The organism is Kineothrix alysoides, from assembly GCF_000732725.1.
Taxonomy (GTDB): Bacteria; Bacillota; Clostridia; order Lachnospirales; family Lachnospiraceae; genus Kineothrix; species Kineothrix alysoides.
In genome coordinates this window covers 214,684-229,892 of record NZ_JPNB01000003.1, presented here as the reverse complement: position 1 = coordinate 229,892, position 15,209 = coordinate 214,684, and the positions used below count along the sequence as shown (strand labels likewise).

Annotated in this window: 14 protein-coding genes; 10 read left to right on the top strand and 4 right to left on the bottom strand. The window is 45.5% G+C overall.

Annotated elements, in window-relative coordinates; genetic code table 11:
• Positions 1 to 30 precede the first annotated feature (30 nt).
• From CC90_RS0120880 to CC90_RS0120855, 6 genes are all read left to right on the top strand, one after another.
• Positions 31 to 954, top strand: a complete 924-nt coding sequence (locus CC90_RS0120880) for a nucleotidyltransferase family protein (protein WP_031392657.1) — start codon at positions 31 to 33, stop codon at positions 952 to 954.
• 302 nt (positions 955 to 1,256) lie between these two features.
• Positions 1,257 to 1,625: an ArsR/SmtB family transcription factor gene (locus tag CC90_RS0120875; RefSeq protein WP_031392656.1), complete on the top strand. Its 369-nt coding sequence runs from the start codon at positions 1,257 to 1,259 to the stop codon at positions 1,623 to 1,625.
• Positions 1,626 to 1,665: 40 nt separating this feature from the next.
• A complete protein-coding gene (locus CC90_RS0120870; protein WP_031392655.1) occupies positions 1,666 to 1,887 on the top strand; it encodes a cation transporter in 222 nt (73 codons plus the stop codon).
• Between the two features lie 40 nt (positions 1,888 to 1,927).
• The gene (locus tag CC90_RS0120865; RefSeq protein ID WP_031392654.1) at positions 1,928 to 3,793 is read left to right on the top strand and encodes a heavy metal translocating P-type ATPase; all 1,866 of its coding nucleotides are present in this window, start codon (positions 1,928 to 1,930) and stop codon (positions 3,791 to 3,793) included.
• Positions 3,794 to 3,829: 36 nt separating this feature from the next.
• A complete protein-coding gene (locus CC90_RS0120860) occupies positions 3,830 to 4,471 on the top strand; it encodes a hypothetical protein (RefSeq protein WP_031392653.1) in 642 nt (213 codons plus the stop codon).
• A complete protein-coding gene (locus CC90_RS0120855; protein ID WP_031392652.1) occupies positions 4,468 to 4,995 on the top strand; it encodes a cob(I)yrinic acid a,c-diamide adenosyltransferase in 528 nt (175 codons plus the stop codon). Before CC90_RS0120860 ends, CC90_RS0120855 begins: the two co-directional genes overlap by 4 nt.
• A 4-nt stretch (positions 4,996 to 4,999) precedes the next feature.
• On the opposite strand, the gene CC90_RS0120850 is transcribed toward CC90_RS0120855, so the two are convergent.
• Positions 5,000 to 5,710 (bottom strand): response regulator, encoded by a 711-nt coding sequence (locus tag CC90_RS0120850; RefSeq protein WP_031392651.1) that lies wholly within the window; start codon positions 5,708 to 5,710, stop codon positions 5,000 to 5,002.
• A gap of 38 nt (positions 5,711 to 5,748) precedes the next feature.
• Complete coding sequence (locus tag CC90_RS0120845; RefSeq protein ID WP_035316007.1) at positions 5,749 to 6,852, bottom strand: sensor histidine kinase; 1,104 nt, start codon at positions 6,850 to 6,852, stop codon at positions 5,749 to 5,751.
• 396 nt (positions 6,853 to 7,248) lie between these two features.
• On the opposite strand from CC90_RS0120845, the gene CC90_RS0120840 reads away from it, so the two are divergent.
• Positions 7,249 to 7,587 carry an MGMT family protein gene (locus tag CC90_RS0120840; protein WP_031392649.1) on the top strand — a complete coding sequence of 113 codons (339 nt, stop codon included), beginning with the start codon at positions 7,249 to 7,251 and terminating at the stop codon, positions 7,585 to 7,587.
• Positions 7,588 to 7,943: 356 nt separating this feature from the next.
• Here the strand turns inward: CC90_RS0120840 and uraA are convergent, their stop codons facing one another.
• On the bottom strand, positions 7,944 to 9,218 hold the full coding sequence (uraA, locus tag CC90_RS0120835) for a uracil permease (protein ID WP_031392648.1): 1,275 nt from the start codon (positions 9,216 to 9,218) through the stop codon (positions 7,944 to 7,946).
• Between the two features lie 789 nt (positions 9,219 to 10,007).
• Between uraA and msrB the strand changes: the two genes are divergently transcribed.
• Positions 10,008 to 10,964, top strand: coding sequence for a peptide-methionine (R)-S-oxide reductase MsrB (gene msrB / locus CC90_RS0120825; protein WP_031392647.1), 957 nt, complete (start codon positions 10,008 to 10,010; stop codon positions 10,962 to 10,964).
• 297 nt (positions 10,965 to 11,261) lie between these two features.
• Positions 11,262 to 12,440, top strand: a complete 1,179-nt coding sequence (locus CC90_RS23475; RefSeq protein WP_051869927.1) for a hypothetical protein — start codon at positions 11,262 to 11,264, stop codon at positions 12,438 to 12,440.
• A 73-nt stretch (positions 12,441 to 12,513) separates the two neighbouring features.
• Here CC90_RS23475 and CC90_RS23880 read toward each other — a convergent pair whose 3' ends face one another.
• Positions 12,514 to 13,311, bottom strand: coding sequence for a LacI family DNA-binding transcriptional regulator (locus tag CC90_RS23880; RefSeq protein ID WP_031392645.1), 798 nt, complete (start codon positions 13,309 to 13,311; stop codon positions 12,514 to 12,516).
• Positions 13,312 to 13,437: 126 nt separating this feature from the next.
• Between CC90_RS23880 and CC90_RS0120810 the strand changes: the two genes are divergently transcribed.
• A complete protein-coding gene (locus CC90_RS0120810; protein ID WP_051869925.1) occupies positions 13,438 to 15,168 on the top strand; it encodes a glycoside hydrolase family 13 protein in 1,731 nt (576 codons plus the stop codon).
• Positions 15,169 to 15,209 lie beyond the last annotated feature (41 nt).

Genomic DNA, 15,209 nt, shown 5'->3' with positions numbered 1-15,209 from the left:
AAGAAAAGCGATGAAAGAGGAGGAACTGAGATGAAAAAGCCCGTTCTGATAATAATGGCGGCAGGCATGGGAAGCCGTTACGGAGGACTGAAGCAGATAGACCCCGTAGATGGAAACGGACATATCATTATGGATTTTTCCCTATTTGATGCGGTAAAGGCCGGATTTGAAAAGGTGATTTTCGTTATCAAGAGGGAAAATGAGAAGGATTTTAGGGAAGTTATTGGTAAGCGTATCGAGTCCTTTATGGAAGTGACTTACGTATTTCAGGAGATTGGAAATATACCGTCGCCTGCAAAGGTACCGGAGGGAAGGCAGAGGCCATGGGGAACCGGCCATGCGGTGCTTAGCTGTGCCGAAGTAGTGGATGGCCCCTTCGTCGTCATCAATGCGGACGATTATTATGGAAGGAGTGCGTTTGCACAGATTTATGGTTACCTGACTACCCATGAGGACGGCGGAAAATACAGATATGCCATGGTGGGCTATGTTCTGGAAAACACGCTGACAGAAAACGGCCATGTGGCGAGAGGTGTATGTGAGACCGACGAAAACAGCCGTTTAAAGGGAATTACGGAGAGAACTCATATCGAAAAAAGAGGAGAAGATACTGCGTATACGGAGGATGAGGGGGCGTCCTGGCACGTAATCCCCAAGGGTAGTACGGTATCCATGAATATGTGGGGCTTTACCGCAAGCTTCATGAAGGAGCTTGTTTCTGGCTTTCCGATTTTTCTTGAAAAAGGTTTAAAAGAAAATCCGCTGAAATGCGAGTATTTTCTTCCCAGTGTGGTAAATGAACTGCTGGAGAAGGATAAGGCGGAGGTAACGGTACTGAAATCCTACGACCGCTGGTACGGCGTTACTTATAAAGAAGATAAACAGACTGTTGTAAATGCCATTCAGAAGATGAAGGAAGAAGGGGATTATCCTAAGCTATTGTGGGAGAAATAAAGCGTTTGATATAGAGTAGAAAAAGCTGCTGTGTGCGACTTGGAATTATCGCACACAGCGTTTTTTTCTGTCCGCAGCATTTTATATCTGAGTTGTCCTCTGCTCGTTTATCCTCAAAGACTAATAAAAATTTTTAATTTATATGAGAAACATATTGACATATAGTATAAGATTGATATAATGAACATATGAGCAAGTGTTCATATGTATGCAGACATATGAATAGAGAGAATATATTGGGATTTTACCTGAAATATAAGAAAATGCTTTAGTGGTATTTAAACAAAAGGAGGAAGCGTACAATGAAGATAGAGCAGGAGAGAGTAGAAGGCTGCGATTACATCCATGTTCACAAGGATGTTATCCATAAGGTGAATGAGCAGATGCCCGAGGAAGATAAGCTGTATGATTTGGCTGATTTTTTCAAAGTGTTTGCGGATTCCACGAGAATTAAGATGTTATATGTCCTCATGTGTTCGGAGATGTGCGTCTGCGATTTGGCGCAGATTCTGAATATGACTCAGTCGGCAATTTCCCACCAGCTCCGTACGTTGAAGCAGATGGATCTGGTAAGGAACCGAAGAGAAGGTAAAACAGTGTTTTATTCCCTTGCGGATGGACATATCAAGACGATTTTAAGCCAAGGTCTGGACCATATCGAAGAGGAATGATAATAAAAAAATAATTTAAGAAATATTAGGAGGAGAAGAAATGAGAAAGACTTACATTTTGGAGGAGCTGGACTGCGCACACTGTGCAGGTGAGATCGAGGCAGCGGTAGGAAAGTTGGAGGGTGTGAAGAGCAGCACAGTGACCCTTTTGACACAGAAGCTGGTAATCGACGTGGAAGAAGCGAAGGCGGCGGGCATTACCAAGGAGATCAAGAAAATTGTGAAGAAGTTCGAACCGGATGTGGAAGTAATAGAGAAATAGTATAAAATGACAGCATGCGAGGAAAGCGAAGGATTAAGAGATGAGTAAGAAGCTAAAAAGGTTGCTTAAAAGAATTGTTACAGGTGCTCTCATATATCTGGTTGCGATTTTGATATCCAACATCATACCGGATTTAAATGAAAATATAGAGCTTGTGTTATTTCTAATCGCTTATTTTGTAATAGGAGGCAGTATTGTAAAGGCGGCGGTGAAGAATATCGGTCACGGACAAATATTCGATGAAAATTTCCTGATGTCCATTGCCACCGTAGGAGCCTTTCTCATAGGAGAGTACCCGGAAGCGGTTGCCGTCATGCTGTTTTACCAAGTGGGCGAATGGTTTCAGTCCTATGCGGTAGGCAAATCAAGGAAATCCATTGCGGAGCTTATGGATATACGTCCCGATTATGCCAATGTGCTAAGGGGCGGTGAGGCTGAAGAAGTGAGCCCCGAGGAAGTGGCTATCGGAGAGACGATATTGATTAAACCCGGGGAGAGAATTCCTTTGGACGGTGTGGTTATTAAGGGCTCCTCCTCTCTGGATACAATGGCTCTTACCGGAGAAAGTGTTCCCAGAGATGTAGCCGAGGGTGAAGAGGTAATCAGCGGATGCGTAAATCTATCCGGGGTGTTGGAGGTTAAGGTAAATAAGAACTACGGGGAGTCCACGGTAGCGAAGATATTGGAGCTTGTTGAAAATGCGGGAAGCAAGAAGTCGGAAGCGGAGCATTTTATTACGAAATTCGCCAGATATTATACTCCTGTAGTTGTAATTTGTGCGGTGCTTCTGGCATTTATTCCTCCGCTCCTGTTAGGCGGCGGATTTACGATATGGATATATAGAGCGCTCAGCTTTCTCGTTATCTCTTGCCCCTGTGCATTAGTTATCAGTATTCCCTTAAGCTTCTTCGGAGGTCTGGGAGGGGCCAGCAGAGCCGGTATTCTCGTCAAAGGCAGCAATTACCTGGAAGCATTGTCGGACGCTGAAATCGTAGTGATGGATAAGACCGGAACGCTCACCAAAGGCACCTTTGCGGTGACGAAGCTGGTTCCTGAAATGGGAGTGGCGGAGGGTGCACTTTTGGAAACAGCAGCTTATGCGGAGAGTTATTCCAACCATCCGATTTCAAAATCGCTGCTGGCAGCATACCATAAGGACGTGGATAAGTCGCTCCTAAGCGAGGTGGAGGAAGTCGCGGGGCACGGAGTCAGTGCACTATTAAACGGCAGCCGTGTTTATGCGGGAAATACCAAATGGATGGAGCGGCAGGATATTCAAATGAAGGAGCCGGATGAGGCAGGGACCATCATTCATGTGGCGAGAGAGAAGGAATATCTGGGTTATATCGTGATAGCGGACGAAATCAAGTCCGATGCGAAGCTGGCCATCGAAGGCCTTAAGGCGGTAGGTATGAAACATATCGTCATGCTCACCGGAGATCAGAAAAAGACGGCAGCCAATGTGGCGGGAGCACTTGGAATCGAGGAAGTGCATGCGGAACTTTTGCCGAAGGATAAAGTAGATCAGGTGGAACGGCTGTTCCAGAGCAAGTCGGAAAAGGGCAGACTGATTTTTGTCGGTGACGGTATGAACGACGCTCCGGTACTGGCGAGAGCAGATATCGGCATAGCCATGGGCGGTTTGGGTTCGGATGCGGCAATCGAAGCGGCGGATGTGGTGATTATGACAGACGAACCTTCGAAGATCGTGAAGGCGATACAAATATCGAAAAGGACCCTCGTTATCGTAAAACAAAATATAGTATTTGCAATTGGAGTGAAGATTCTGATATTATTATTGGCAGCAGTGGGAATCGCAACTATGTGGGCGGCAGTATTCGCCGACGTAGGTGTAGCGGTCATCGCAATACTGAATGCGATGCGTGCCATGCGAGTGAAGGCGTGAACAGACAGAGTGTGCATAAAATAGTGAGGTGCATCTATGGAAAGCGAGCGGAAGGAACACAGGATATTATCAGTGGATTTATGCGAAAGCGAGTTAAAGAATATGTGCGGTCGGTATCATTTTGGTGATACCGGCCTTCCTCTGTTAAAAGCGGTATATAAAAAGTACTTTAGGAATATTGCGGTATCCGCTTATTTTTCATGGGGTGGACAGATAAGGGATAAGGCAGCAGTACTCATGACGCTGGGTGAGGGTGTGGACTGTGTGCAAAGCAACCTTATGGAGGAAGGCAGCCTGTCGGAGGCCTATATGGCGGAATGTATTGCCATGGAGCTTCTTATGAAGGCTTATGGGAGGGGAGACGATTTTCTTAGAAAACACACCGGCTTGTGGTGCGGTCAGTATGAGTTTCCGGGGACAGAACTTCCTATGGAGGATGTGGCCAAAATCGTAGATTCCTTCGGGCAGGAGGAAATAAGCTACAATGGTGCCTACATGCTGATTCCCAAAAAGAGCGTGGCATATACCGTGCCTCTTCAAACGAAAGAACCGGAGGTAGAAAGAGAGCACTCTCTATGTGCCGGATGTAACAGAAAGGATTGCGAAAAAAGGGCCGGCAATCCCAAGGAGTTAAATTACGGATACCGGCGTATTTTCGGCAAAGGAGGAAAGAGATGAAGCAAGGATTGATTCATGTGTACTGCGGAGATGGAAAAGGAAAGACCACAGCGGCGGCAGGACTTGCACTGCGAGCTGCGGGCTGCGGCGAGCGCGTAATATTTGCTCAGTTCATGAAAGGCAATGAAAGCGGCGAACTGTCCGCCATGGAGCGGATACAGGAAATCGAGCTTCTAAGAAACAGCAGAAACTATGGATTCTATAAAAATATGAGCGATGCGGATAAGAAGGAAATTACGCGGGAACACAATGAAATACTAAAGGAAGTCATGAGGAAGATAGAGAGCGGCGGATACGGAATGGTAATTTTGGATGAGATTACCTATCCTTATGAGCTGGATCTCATCGATAAGAGCGAGGTGGAGCGATTGATAAAGGAAAAGCCACCGTCTCTTGAGCTAGTGTTGACAGGAAGGGAGCCGGATGAACTTTTCCTGGAATATGCGGATTATATTACCCGGATGAAGTGTATCAGGCACCCTTATGAAAAAGGAATTCCTGCCAGGCGGGGCGTGGAATTCTAGCAGATCAGCCGGCCTTGTCTTCCAGCATCCGGTAGCCAATGCCTATTTCAGTGAATATGTAGTGCGGCTCCGCAGGATTTTTTTCCAGTTTCCGACGGATATTCGCCATGTTTACTCGCAGTATGCGGTTATTGTCATCGGCATATGGTCCCCACACATTAGAAATAATGGAGTCATAAGTCATGACCCGGCCGGAATTCTGAGCCAGAAGTGAAATGATTTTGAATTCTACTTGCGTCAGATGCACTTCGCTTCCGCTCAACGTAATCAGATGCTTATCGAAGTCGATAATGAGTCCGTCGGCCTCGTAGGGCCGGAGGGTCAGTCTGGAATCCGTATTCAGGCGGTTGCTGTGCCTTAGGGCGGTGCGAATCCGGGCAAAAAGTTCAGAAGGACCGAAGGGCTTGGTAATATAATCATCCGCTCCGGTGTCCAGTGCTAACACTTTTTCCTTCTCCTGCGTTCTCGCGGATATGACGATGATGGGAATGCTGGCCCATGAGCGAATATCCTTGATGACGTCGATGCCGTCCATATCGGGCAGTCCCATATCCAGAAGAATGAGGTCGGGACAGCAGGAGGCAATGAGAGAAAGACCGGATTTTGCGTTGGCAGCGGTTATGATTTTATAGCCTTGGGCCGTAAGTGTGGTAGCCATGAAATTACATATGTTTTTTTCGTCTTCGATAATAATGATAGTTGATTTGGCGCTCATTTTGGCGGGACTCCTTTTTTGTACAACATATTTTTGGGTTATGCCTTTGGCAGGATGAAATAAAACTCGGTTCCTGCATCGTGTGATTTTACTCTAAGCTTGCCCTTGTGGGCGGTAATGATGGTCTTGCAAATGGTAAGGCCGATGCCCATGCCTCTGGAGCTGTCGGCAGAGGAGTTGCCGGTATAAGCGGTTCCGCTGAAAATGGTGGACAGCCTCTCAGGGGAGATGCCGATGCCGTAATCTCTGACGTGGAAGGTAACGAAATCCGCGGTCTCGTCCACATAGCATTCGATAGGCAATTCACTCCTGGAATGGAGCGCGGCATTTTCCAGAAGGTTGATAAGAACCTGCTCGATTAAAATGGCGTCCATAGGAATCATGATGAGTTCATCAGGAACACGTACGGAAAGCTGTGTATCGGGCAGCCTTTTTTTAAGACGGATAATAGCCTCTGAAATTACCTCCTCCACGGATTCATAGGACTTGTTGACATTGGCTACGCCGTCCTGAATACGGGTAACGGAGAGAAGATTCTCCACCATGTTAAGGAGCCAGTTGGAATCTTCGTAAATATGGGAAACCAGCTCTTTTTTCTGCTCTTCGTTCAAAACCTCTTCATTGGTAATATAAGAAGCGCTGGCGCCGATGATGCTGGTAAGCGGAGTTCTAAGGTCGTGGGAAATAGCGCGCAGCAAGTTGGCGCGCATTTTTTCCTTTTCAGCTTCGACCAACAGCTTTTCCCTATCAGCGAGCATCTGCATCTGATTTCTCATGTTGTTGGTAACGGCACTCGTTGTCAGAGCCACGGCAAGCATTCCAAGAAAGGTGATCGGATAGCCGGTCAGCGTAAAGTTCAGCGAATAATATGGATAGGTAAAGAGATAATTGATACAGATAACGCCTACCAGCGAGGCGAAGATTCCCCAGAAATAGCCTTCTGTCTTCCGCGCGATCAGAACTAGGGCTATGACGTATAAAAGTGCAATGTTGGCGGCGTTCTGTGATATTCTCCAATAGATGAAGGAAAGGAGCGTCGCCAGAAGCAGCAGGAGTAAAGTAACTGATACATCGGTAAATTTCTCTTTATATATTTTATATAAGCGTGTATCTTCGGAAAAGAATTTGTGATAAACTGTCATATATTAAATCCTCAATGGGCACTATTCCGCTTACGGCTTCATAGTAACATTTGATGCAAACGCTTGTAAAACTTGGGTTTTCGGTGATCTTTGTTCACAAAAAACACTTCGCGATGTTGTTGGTTGAATAGTAACCCTCAGGGCCATACACTATTGTGATATTTTCTTTTATTATACATCATTTATACGAGACAAAACAGTGAAAGTGTTAAAAATACTGAAAATATGGAGTTACTATCCACAGCAACTATTACGCGAGGTGTTTTGTGCTGTTTTTGTACAAAAGCCCAAGGTGGCCAGCATTAAATCGCATGAAACATACAATTTGTGCACATATTGTTGCCATGAACAGCAAAGCTGTGAATAGTAATAATACGTTAAGAGAGGGGGAAGTCTATGGCTTATTCGGAGTTGTATCAAAAAATTTATGAGGTGGTGGCAAAGATTCCGGAGGGGCGGGTTGCCACCTACGGACAAATTGCCTGGCTTGTGGGAAAGCCCCATGCACCGCGTGTCATCGGCTATGCCATGAACAAGGCTCCTGCCAAGCTGAACCTTCCCTGCCACAGAGTGGTCAACAGGTTAGGAGAGATGGCGCCCCTGCACGCCTTCGGAGGGCAGGATTTCCAGCACTTTATGCTAGAGCAGGAGGGCGTTATCTTTCTGGAAAATGGCCGTATCGATTTAGAGAAAAGTCAGTGGAGGCCGGAGCCGGAAAAAATTCAGCTAAGCTAAAAGACAATATTTTCCACGTAAAAATACCAGGGCCATTCCTATGATAGAACAAAAGTGTGCTTCGCACACTCTCGCAGCCCAATACTTCGGAAGCACAGCTTTTGTTCCGCGCGCGTAGCTGCGCATCCATGGTTTGTGTAATAGAAGCACTTTCCTATTACAGAACAAAAGTGTGCTTCGCACACTCTCGCAGCCCAATACTTCGAAAGCGCAGCTTTTTGTTCCGCGCGCGTAGCTGCGCATCCATGGTTTGTGTAGTAGGAGCACCTTCCTATAATATAAAAAAAGGATGTCCCTTTCTATGCTTGCGTGCATAGAAAGGGAACACCCTTCTTAAACTACTAAGTAGTTATTTCTTAATTCTTATCGTTCGCCCATCCGAGCTTATCGAAGATATAGAACAGAAGCGATAGAACCATACCGACAATTGCTGCCAGAACCATACCTGTAAGCGTAATGTTGAAGATGCTTAAGGCAACGCCTGAAAGCCCTACGACAAACACCACGGAGGTGAGCGTCAGATTGCGGCTTCCGCTGTAATCGACCCGTCCGTCAACGATGATACGGATACCTGAAGCCCCGATGGTACCGTATAAGAGGAAGGAAATGCCGCCGATGACAGGACCGGGAATGGTCTGAATCAATGCGGCAACGGGACCTACGAAGGAAGCGATGATCGAGAGGATAGCTGCACCGGCTATTACCTGAATGGAATAAACCTTAGTCATTGCCATAACGCCGATGTTCTCGCCATAGGTCGTAGTAGGTACGGAGCCGACGAAGCCGGAGAGCATGGTAGAAAGACCATCTGCGAACAAGGAGCGGTGAAGCCCCGGATCCTTGAGGAGGTCTCTTTCCACAATCTTACTCGTTACGATCTGATGGCCGATGTGCTCGGAAGCGATAACCAGAATAACGGGAAGAATCATTACGATAGCTTCCGGGTTAAAGCGGGGAGTCTGGAAATTCGGCATTACGAACAAGCTGGCATGAAGCGCTCCGGAAACCGTTCCGGGCGCAATGCCCCCAGTGAACAGTGCGGTGATATAACCTGCGACGATCGCAATCAAAATAGGGATAACAGCGAAGAACTTTTTGAAGAGTACATTTCCGAATACGGCGAATGCCAAAGTAACTATGAATACGATTACATTTTTGGAATCCACAGCGCCATCGGCACCGGGAAGAATTCCGGCTGTAGAAGCAGCAGTTCCTGCCAACTCCAAACCGATGAGAGCAACGACGGGGCCCATAGCTGCGGCGGGAAGTACGACGTCGATCCATTTGATACCGAACTTGTAAATAACAAAAGAAAGAATACACAGTGCTAAACCTACTGCGATGAAACCGCCCAGAGCATCCTGATACCCCCATTTGGATATGACCAGACCTGCCGGTGCAAGAAAAGCAAAGCTGGAACCGAGATATGCAGGTGCTTTGCCTTTGGTAATAAGGAAAAACAGTAGCGTGCCGATACCATTCATTAACAGTACGACGGATGGATTGATTTGGAAGATGATAGGTACCAATACCGATGCCCCGAACATGGCGAACATGTGCTGCAGGGACAGCGGAAATAGGAGACTGGCCGGTACCTTATCTTCGACCTGAATGATTTTTTTGCTTTCCAAGAAAAGACCTCCCTCTATATTTTTTCAGAAAAGTATATCATATGAGCTGACATATTTCTACAACAAAATTGACAAAAGTGAGAAAAATTTGGGAGGGGAGAGAAGGTTGTGAGGGGAAAGGTGGGGAGGGAGATGTTTTTGCGCTCTGATTATGCAGGACACTGCGGTGAGCCAGGGCAGAAAATCTTTCAGCAGAGGCTGAAAAATTTTCTTTGTCTCCCCTCCGTAGCATAAAATCGCTTAAAAACATTTCCCTCCCCGCCTTTCCCCGCGCAAGTTCTACGGCTGGGATATGGGGTGACGGATGACTGGGAGGCAGTGGAGGTGAGAGGTGTGGGCCTTGGTGCATAGATGCGTATAGGGATTGAGAACTTGAGTGAAGGAGAGCAGATTGCGGGAAATGGAAGATAGAGGTATGGGTTGAGGGAATAGAGATGGAAATGACTTGGAAGTAATAGCGTAATGATTTTTGCGGCGAAGTTTTTAGTCGGTACGTAGTGGGAGACTCGGGGCGGTGGATTGGGTTTGGGGACGTTTAGTAAGCGGCTTGCATTTTCTTAATGAAACCTTTCACAACTCAGGGTAAACACCGCACGGAAGCGGTGTTTAGGCAGCATCGTACATGGATGTACGTTGCTGCCGGCCCGTTCGGTTCCGACACAGAACAGGTTTCATTTAGAAAATACAGCCGCGTACGCAGACCCCAAACCCAATCCATCGCCCCGAGTCTCTCGTTACCTGACAAATCAACACACAATAAAAAATATATTAGATGAAAGGAGAAATTTTATGAGGAAAGAAATTTATTTGGCCGGAGGTTGCTTTTGGGGAACGGAGAAGTATTTGGAAGAGGTTAAGGGGATTTTGGAGACGGAGGTCGGATATGCGAATGGGAATACAAAAAATCCCAGCTATGAAGAAGTGTGCCATAGGAATACAGGACATGCGGAGGCGGTTAGAGTGGTGTATGAGAATACGGTAATCGGACTTCCATTTTTGCTGGAGCTTTATTACGATGTGATTAATCCGGTGAGTGTGAATCGGCAGGGAAATGACGTAGGTTCGCAATATAGGACCGGAATTTATTTTACGGACGATGAGGACGAGGGCATTATCCGTGAATCCATCGGCAAGCTCCAATTAAAATATAAGGAAAAGATTGCAATCGAGGTGAAGCCGCTGGATAACTATTCTAGGGCGGAGGAGTACCACCAGAAATATTTGGATAAGAATCCCCATGGATATTGCCATATCGGGGCGGATAAGTTCGAGAAGGCGAAGAACGCAGTGGATACAGGCCGGAGATATATAAAAAAATCTGCGGAGGAATTGAAGGAAAGCTTGACAAATCTTCAGTTCGAAGTGACACAGAATAGTGCCACGGAGCAGCCCTTTCATAACGAATATTTCGATGAGTTCCGGGAAGGAATTTATGTGGATATTACTACAGGAGAGCCTCTTTTCTTGTCGGATGATAAATTTGAATCGGGATGCGGCTGGCCTGCTTTTTCCAAGCCTATCGATGCAGCACTTATTACGGACGCTGTCGATACGAGCTTTGGCAGGGTGAGGACCGAGGTGAGGAGCAGAACCGGGGATGCGCATTTGGGGCATGTATTTGAGGACGGGCCTATGGATAGGGGAGGTCTTAGGTACTGTATTAACAGCGCTTCTCTTAGATTTATACCGAAGGAAAAAATGGAGAAGGAGGGCTACGGGGAATATTTGTTACTGTTCAGACAGTAGCTTAGCACTTGCTGTTAAGCTACGTAAGAACGTGATTCAAGAGATGATTTCTGCTTCGCAGAGCGAATTTGCATTGCAGAAATCATGCGTTGCTGAGAACGGAGTGCACAGTAACGAATATTTGAGACTTCTGAAAAAGTAGGCAAACAATTGTTGACATGGGATACGAATAGTGATACATTATTTATATAGTTTAACCGTTTAAGCAAACTGTGATTCGGCAGTTTGCTTAAAAAATCCTTTTTGATTAACCGGTTAAGCAAATAAGAATAACTATAGTTAAGGGTGGAGGAAAAAATGAAGAGAAGAAAAGAAATAGGGAAATTGTTCGCAGTAGGATTTGTAACAACAGGCTTGCTTCTGGCAGGCTGCGGTAGCGCTCAGACGCAGGAGACGGGAAGTGCAGCGGAAGAAGTACAGGCAGGTGTGTCGGAAGAATCTTCTACGGAAGAAACAGTGCATAAGGTGACTTTTTATGATTCGGACGCCGCGACTGTTTTAAAGGAAGCAGAAGTTGTTGACGGTGCTTTGGCAGAGGAATATGTGCCTGAAAAAGAGGGCTATGTCTTTGTGGATTGGTTTGCAACGCCGCAGATGAGCCATAAGTTCAATTTTGAGCAGCCGGTAACGGAAGATATGTCCGCTTTTGCCGGATTTGTTTCCTATCAAGAGGACGAGAGGGAATTTGCCATTGTGGGAAGCGGAACGAGTTTGGCGTTGCTGGAATCCAATTGGGGAACGAGCATTACGGATGTACATAAAATGACAAAGGAAGAAAGCGATTCGGAAAACATTTATACGATTACACTGGACTTGAATGAAGGAGATGAATTTCAGTTCGCAATAAATACGCAGTGGAATGATCAGAGAGGCTATGGCTATCTGGATACCATTTCTTTGGACAGCAAGGATTATTTCTATAATTCCGGAGGTCTGGGAGAAGCCAGCACGAAGCGTTCCAATATCAAATGTGCGGTAACAGGCAATTACACTTTTACCCTGACCACTTATCCGGCAGAGGACACTTATGATACAAGCGCCTCCAACTATTCTGAGGAAAATAAAGAGGGATTCAACATTAATCCCTACGATAAGATTACATGGACCTATAATGGTGAGGCAACAGCGAATGCCGGGGATATGCAGGTAAATTACTACATAAAAGGAGCGGTCATAACGGGCTGGGAGGATGTTTACTCGGCAGAAACGGAGTTTACGCAGGATGGAGACATATATACGCTGAGCGTCGGCCTTACAGAAGGGGATGAGTTTATGTTCACATCTATGGTGACGGTCGGGGATATCGCTACTGTAGGAACGGAATACATTCGTTTTACCAATATTGCTTCTGACGATGCTGATAGCCTTTCCTTCGTTTCGGAGGGCGGCGGCGCCAATCTGATTGCCGGACAGGACGGAACCTATACGTTCACCTATGATGCTTCATCAAAGGTGCTTGTGGTGTCTTGCAAGTAAAGAGCTTTTCTGTATTTGGAAGATAGTAATCCGAAGATACTAATCTGCAAAATATCAATCGGAAAGGCATTATCTATATGAGGATATTATGCTGCTTAAGCGGGGTTCTTAAAAGTGCATATTCGACGCAGGTAATGAGAGCCTCCGCTTTTTCGGCGGACATGGAGGGCACATAGTACAAGGAAGGGTGATTTTTCAGCAGTTCTTGCAGCGTCTGATCCATGACAAGGATATTTTCCCCGTCTGTATTGTCAAGATCATGGAAGTCTTCCACATAATGCACCTTGGAAAAGTTTTTTTCAAGATATTGCTGTTTCTGAATATTAGGAGTCTTCAGAGAATAAAGAGTGTAAGGCTCACCCTGGAAAAAAAGGGAAGCTTCACCGGCAATCCTTGCATAATCGGAATTTATCTGGAAAAATAAGGGGTCCTCAATAAAGCAGTGCACAGCTAATAATGGACTGAAGTTGACGTCACCGATTTGATGAAAATATTCGGCAGAAATGTCATAACCGATAATCGCATCTGCATTGTCGAACTGTTCCGTATAGTTATCACTCAGATATATAAGATCGTAGTTCTTTTCGTGAAGAAAGGACGACAGAAGGTGAATAAAACACATCTGTTCCGCTTTGTTTAACACAGAAGCATCGGGGGTAAGATACAGGGCTATCATGCGATTGCGGTTTGTTGCAAGCGCCTGAGCGGACTGATTGGGTGTATAATCCAGAAGATTGATGACCTGCAGTACCTTTTTTCTCGTTTGTTCGCTGATACGCATGTCTGTGCGCCCATTTAATACATAAGATACGGTTGCAATGGATACATCGGCCTCCCGCGCAACATCTCTGATTGTGATTTTATTTTTCACTTAAGTTTCCCCCTTGTAGGATATTCCTTTTCCGGGAATGACCGGAATGGGTCTATTCAAAAGTTATATAGAATTTTTTAGTATTTGTCAATAAGCGCCGGTGAAAATTTAGAGAGGATAAAGTATATGAACGAATATGCGATGTTACATATTCCCGATTCCAGATATTGTTTTCCTATAGGAGAAAAGGAATTGGTAATAAGGTTTAGAATGGCAAAGGAGGATGAGGAGACAAAGGTTTTTTTAATATATGCATGCAAATACAATTTTCAGGAAAAACAGGAAAGTGCGGTTATGCATGTAGGGTATAGCGATAGAATTTATAATTATTATGAAATCAAATTACAACTTGAGGATGTGCGGCTGGCATATATTTTCAGGATTGAGCAAAACGGGAAAGTATATTATTTCAGCGAAGACGGTATCACCGATACCTATAACTTTAAAGAGGGATTTTATAATTTTTTCCAGATGCCGTATATTAATAAAAATGATTTGCTGCCGACGGTGGACTGGATGAAAGATGCGATATTTTACCAGATATTTGTCGATCGTTTTTTTATGGAGGATATAAAAAAGGATTGCTCCTATATCAATATGAAGTGGAATGATAAGCCCTTTGCAAAAGGCTTCGCAGGAGGGGATTTAAAGGGAATTATCCGGAAGCTTGATTATATAAAGGAACTTGGGATAACTGCTCTTTACCTGACACCGATCTTCTTGTCGGTATCCAATCATAAATATGATATTATTAATTATATGCAGGTTGACCCTCAGTTTGGCACGGAGGAGGATTTAAAGGAGCTGGTAAGGCTGGCTCACCGGAAAGGGATCCGGGTAGTGCTGGATGCAGTATTTAATCACTGCAGTATGGAGACAGAGCAGTTTCAGGATGTACTTGCTAAGGGGAGAGAGTCGGAATACTATGATTGGTTTCTGATTGACGGAGACTATCCGGATACGGAGAAAATAAACTATGAATGCTTTGCTTCCTGCAACTATATGCCTAAACTGAACACAGCAAATAAACAAGTGCAGGAGTTTCTCATACGGATTGCGGTGTATTGGATAAAGGAATATGAAATTGACGGCTGGCGATTGGATGTATCGGATGAGATTTCTCATGAATTCTGGCGAACCTTCCGCAAGGCAGTTAAGGAGACGAAGCCGGAGGCGGTCATTATCGGGGAGAACTGGCATGATGCGTATCCGTACCTTATGGGTGACCAGTATGACAGTATTATGAACTATGCGTTTACAAAGGCATGTCTGGATTATTTTGCAAGGGAAAATTTTGATGCCGAACAGATGGCGTGGAAATTGAATGCCAATTTGATGAGAAATTTGGAACAGGTGAACCGGATGATGTTGAATCTTCTGGATTCTCACGATACCCACCGCTTTTTTACAGAGGTAGGGAAGAACAAGGATAAGTTGCTGGCAGCTCTTGCTCTTGAAATAATATTTATCGGAGCTGCATGCATTTATTATGGTACGGAAATCTGCCTGGAGGGTGGTTACGATCCTGATTCCCGCCGCTGCTTCGACTGGGAGGAACGTTCATGGGATGCCGGGTTGATGGAAAAGGTGAAAGAACTGACCGGATTGCGAAAGCGGCCTGAGATTGCCCAAGGTGATATAAGAGTGACGGCTCAGGGGAAAATGCTTTTGGTAGAACGGGGCATTCCCGGGAAAAAATTAAGGCTGCTCATCAATATGACGGAGGAAGCTCAGACAGAGCATATGGAGGACGGGGGCTTTGTCAAACTTCTCTGCGGCAACCGTGCAAGGTTTGAGGCTCCGGCTGCAGTTACGGTGGAACAAAGGGGATTCGCCGTTATCGGGATGGAAGATTAGCGGCAGAAACATAGAAGTATATAGAAAACGAGGAGGCAGGT

Excerpts from the sequence above, each read along its gene's own strand:
- CC90_RS0120880 (WP_031392657.1), top strand. The coding sequence starts at position 31 with ATGAAAAAGCCCGTTCTGATAATAATGGCGGCAGGCATGGGAAGCCGT.
- CC90_RS0120875 (WP_031392656.1), top strand. The coding sequence starts at position 1,257 with ATGAAGATAGAGCAGGAGAGAGTAGAAGGCTGCGATTACATCCATGTT.
- CC90_RS0120870 (WP_031392655.1), top strand. The coding sequence starts at position 1,666 with ATGAGAAAGACTTACATTTTGGAGGAGCTGGACTGCGCACACTGTGCA.
- CC90_RS0120865 (WP_031392654.1), top strand. The coding sequence starts at position 1,928 with ATGAGTAAGAAGCTAAAAAGGTTGCTTAAAAGAATTGTTACAGGTGCT.
- CC90_RS0120860 (WP_031392653.1), top strand. The coding sequence starts at position 3,830 with ATGGAAAGCGAGCGGAAGGAACACAGGATATTATCAGTGGATTTATGC.
- CC90_RS0120855 (WP_031392652.1), top strand. The coding sequence starts at position 4,468 with ATGAAGCAAGGATTGATTCATGTGTACTGCGGAGATGGAAAAGGAAAG.
- CC90_RS0120850 (WP_031392651.1), bottom strand. The coding sequence starts at position 5,710 with ATGAGCGCCAAATCAACTATCATTATTATCGAAGACGAAAAAAACATA.
- CC90_RS0120845 (WP_035316007.1), bottom strand. The coding sequence starts at position 6,852 with ATGACAGTTTATCACAAATTCTTTTCCGAAGATACACGCTTATATAAA.
- CC90_RS0120840 (WP_031392649.1), top strand. The coding sequence starts at position 7,249 with ATGGCTTATTCGGAGTTGTATCAAAAAATTTATGAGGTGGTGGCAAAG.
- msrB (WP_031392647.1), top strand. The coding sequence starts at position 10,008 with ATGAGGAAAGAAATTTATTTGGCCGGAGGTTGCTTTTGGGGAACGGAG.
- CC90_RS23475 (WP_051869927.1), top strand. The coding sequence starts at position 11,262 with ATGAAGAGAAGAAAAGAAATAGGGAAATTGTTCGCAGTAGGATTTGTA.
- CC90_RS0120810 (WP_051869925.1), top strand. The coding sequence starts at position 13,438 with ATGAACGAATATGCGATGTTACATATTCCCGATTCCAGATATTGTTTT.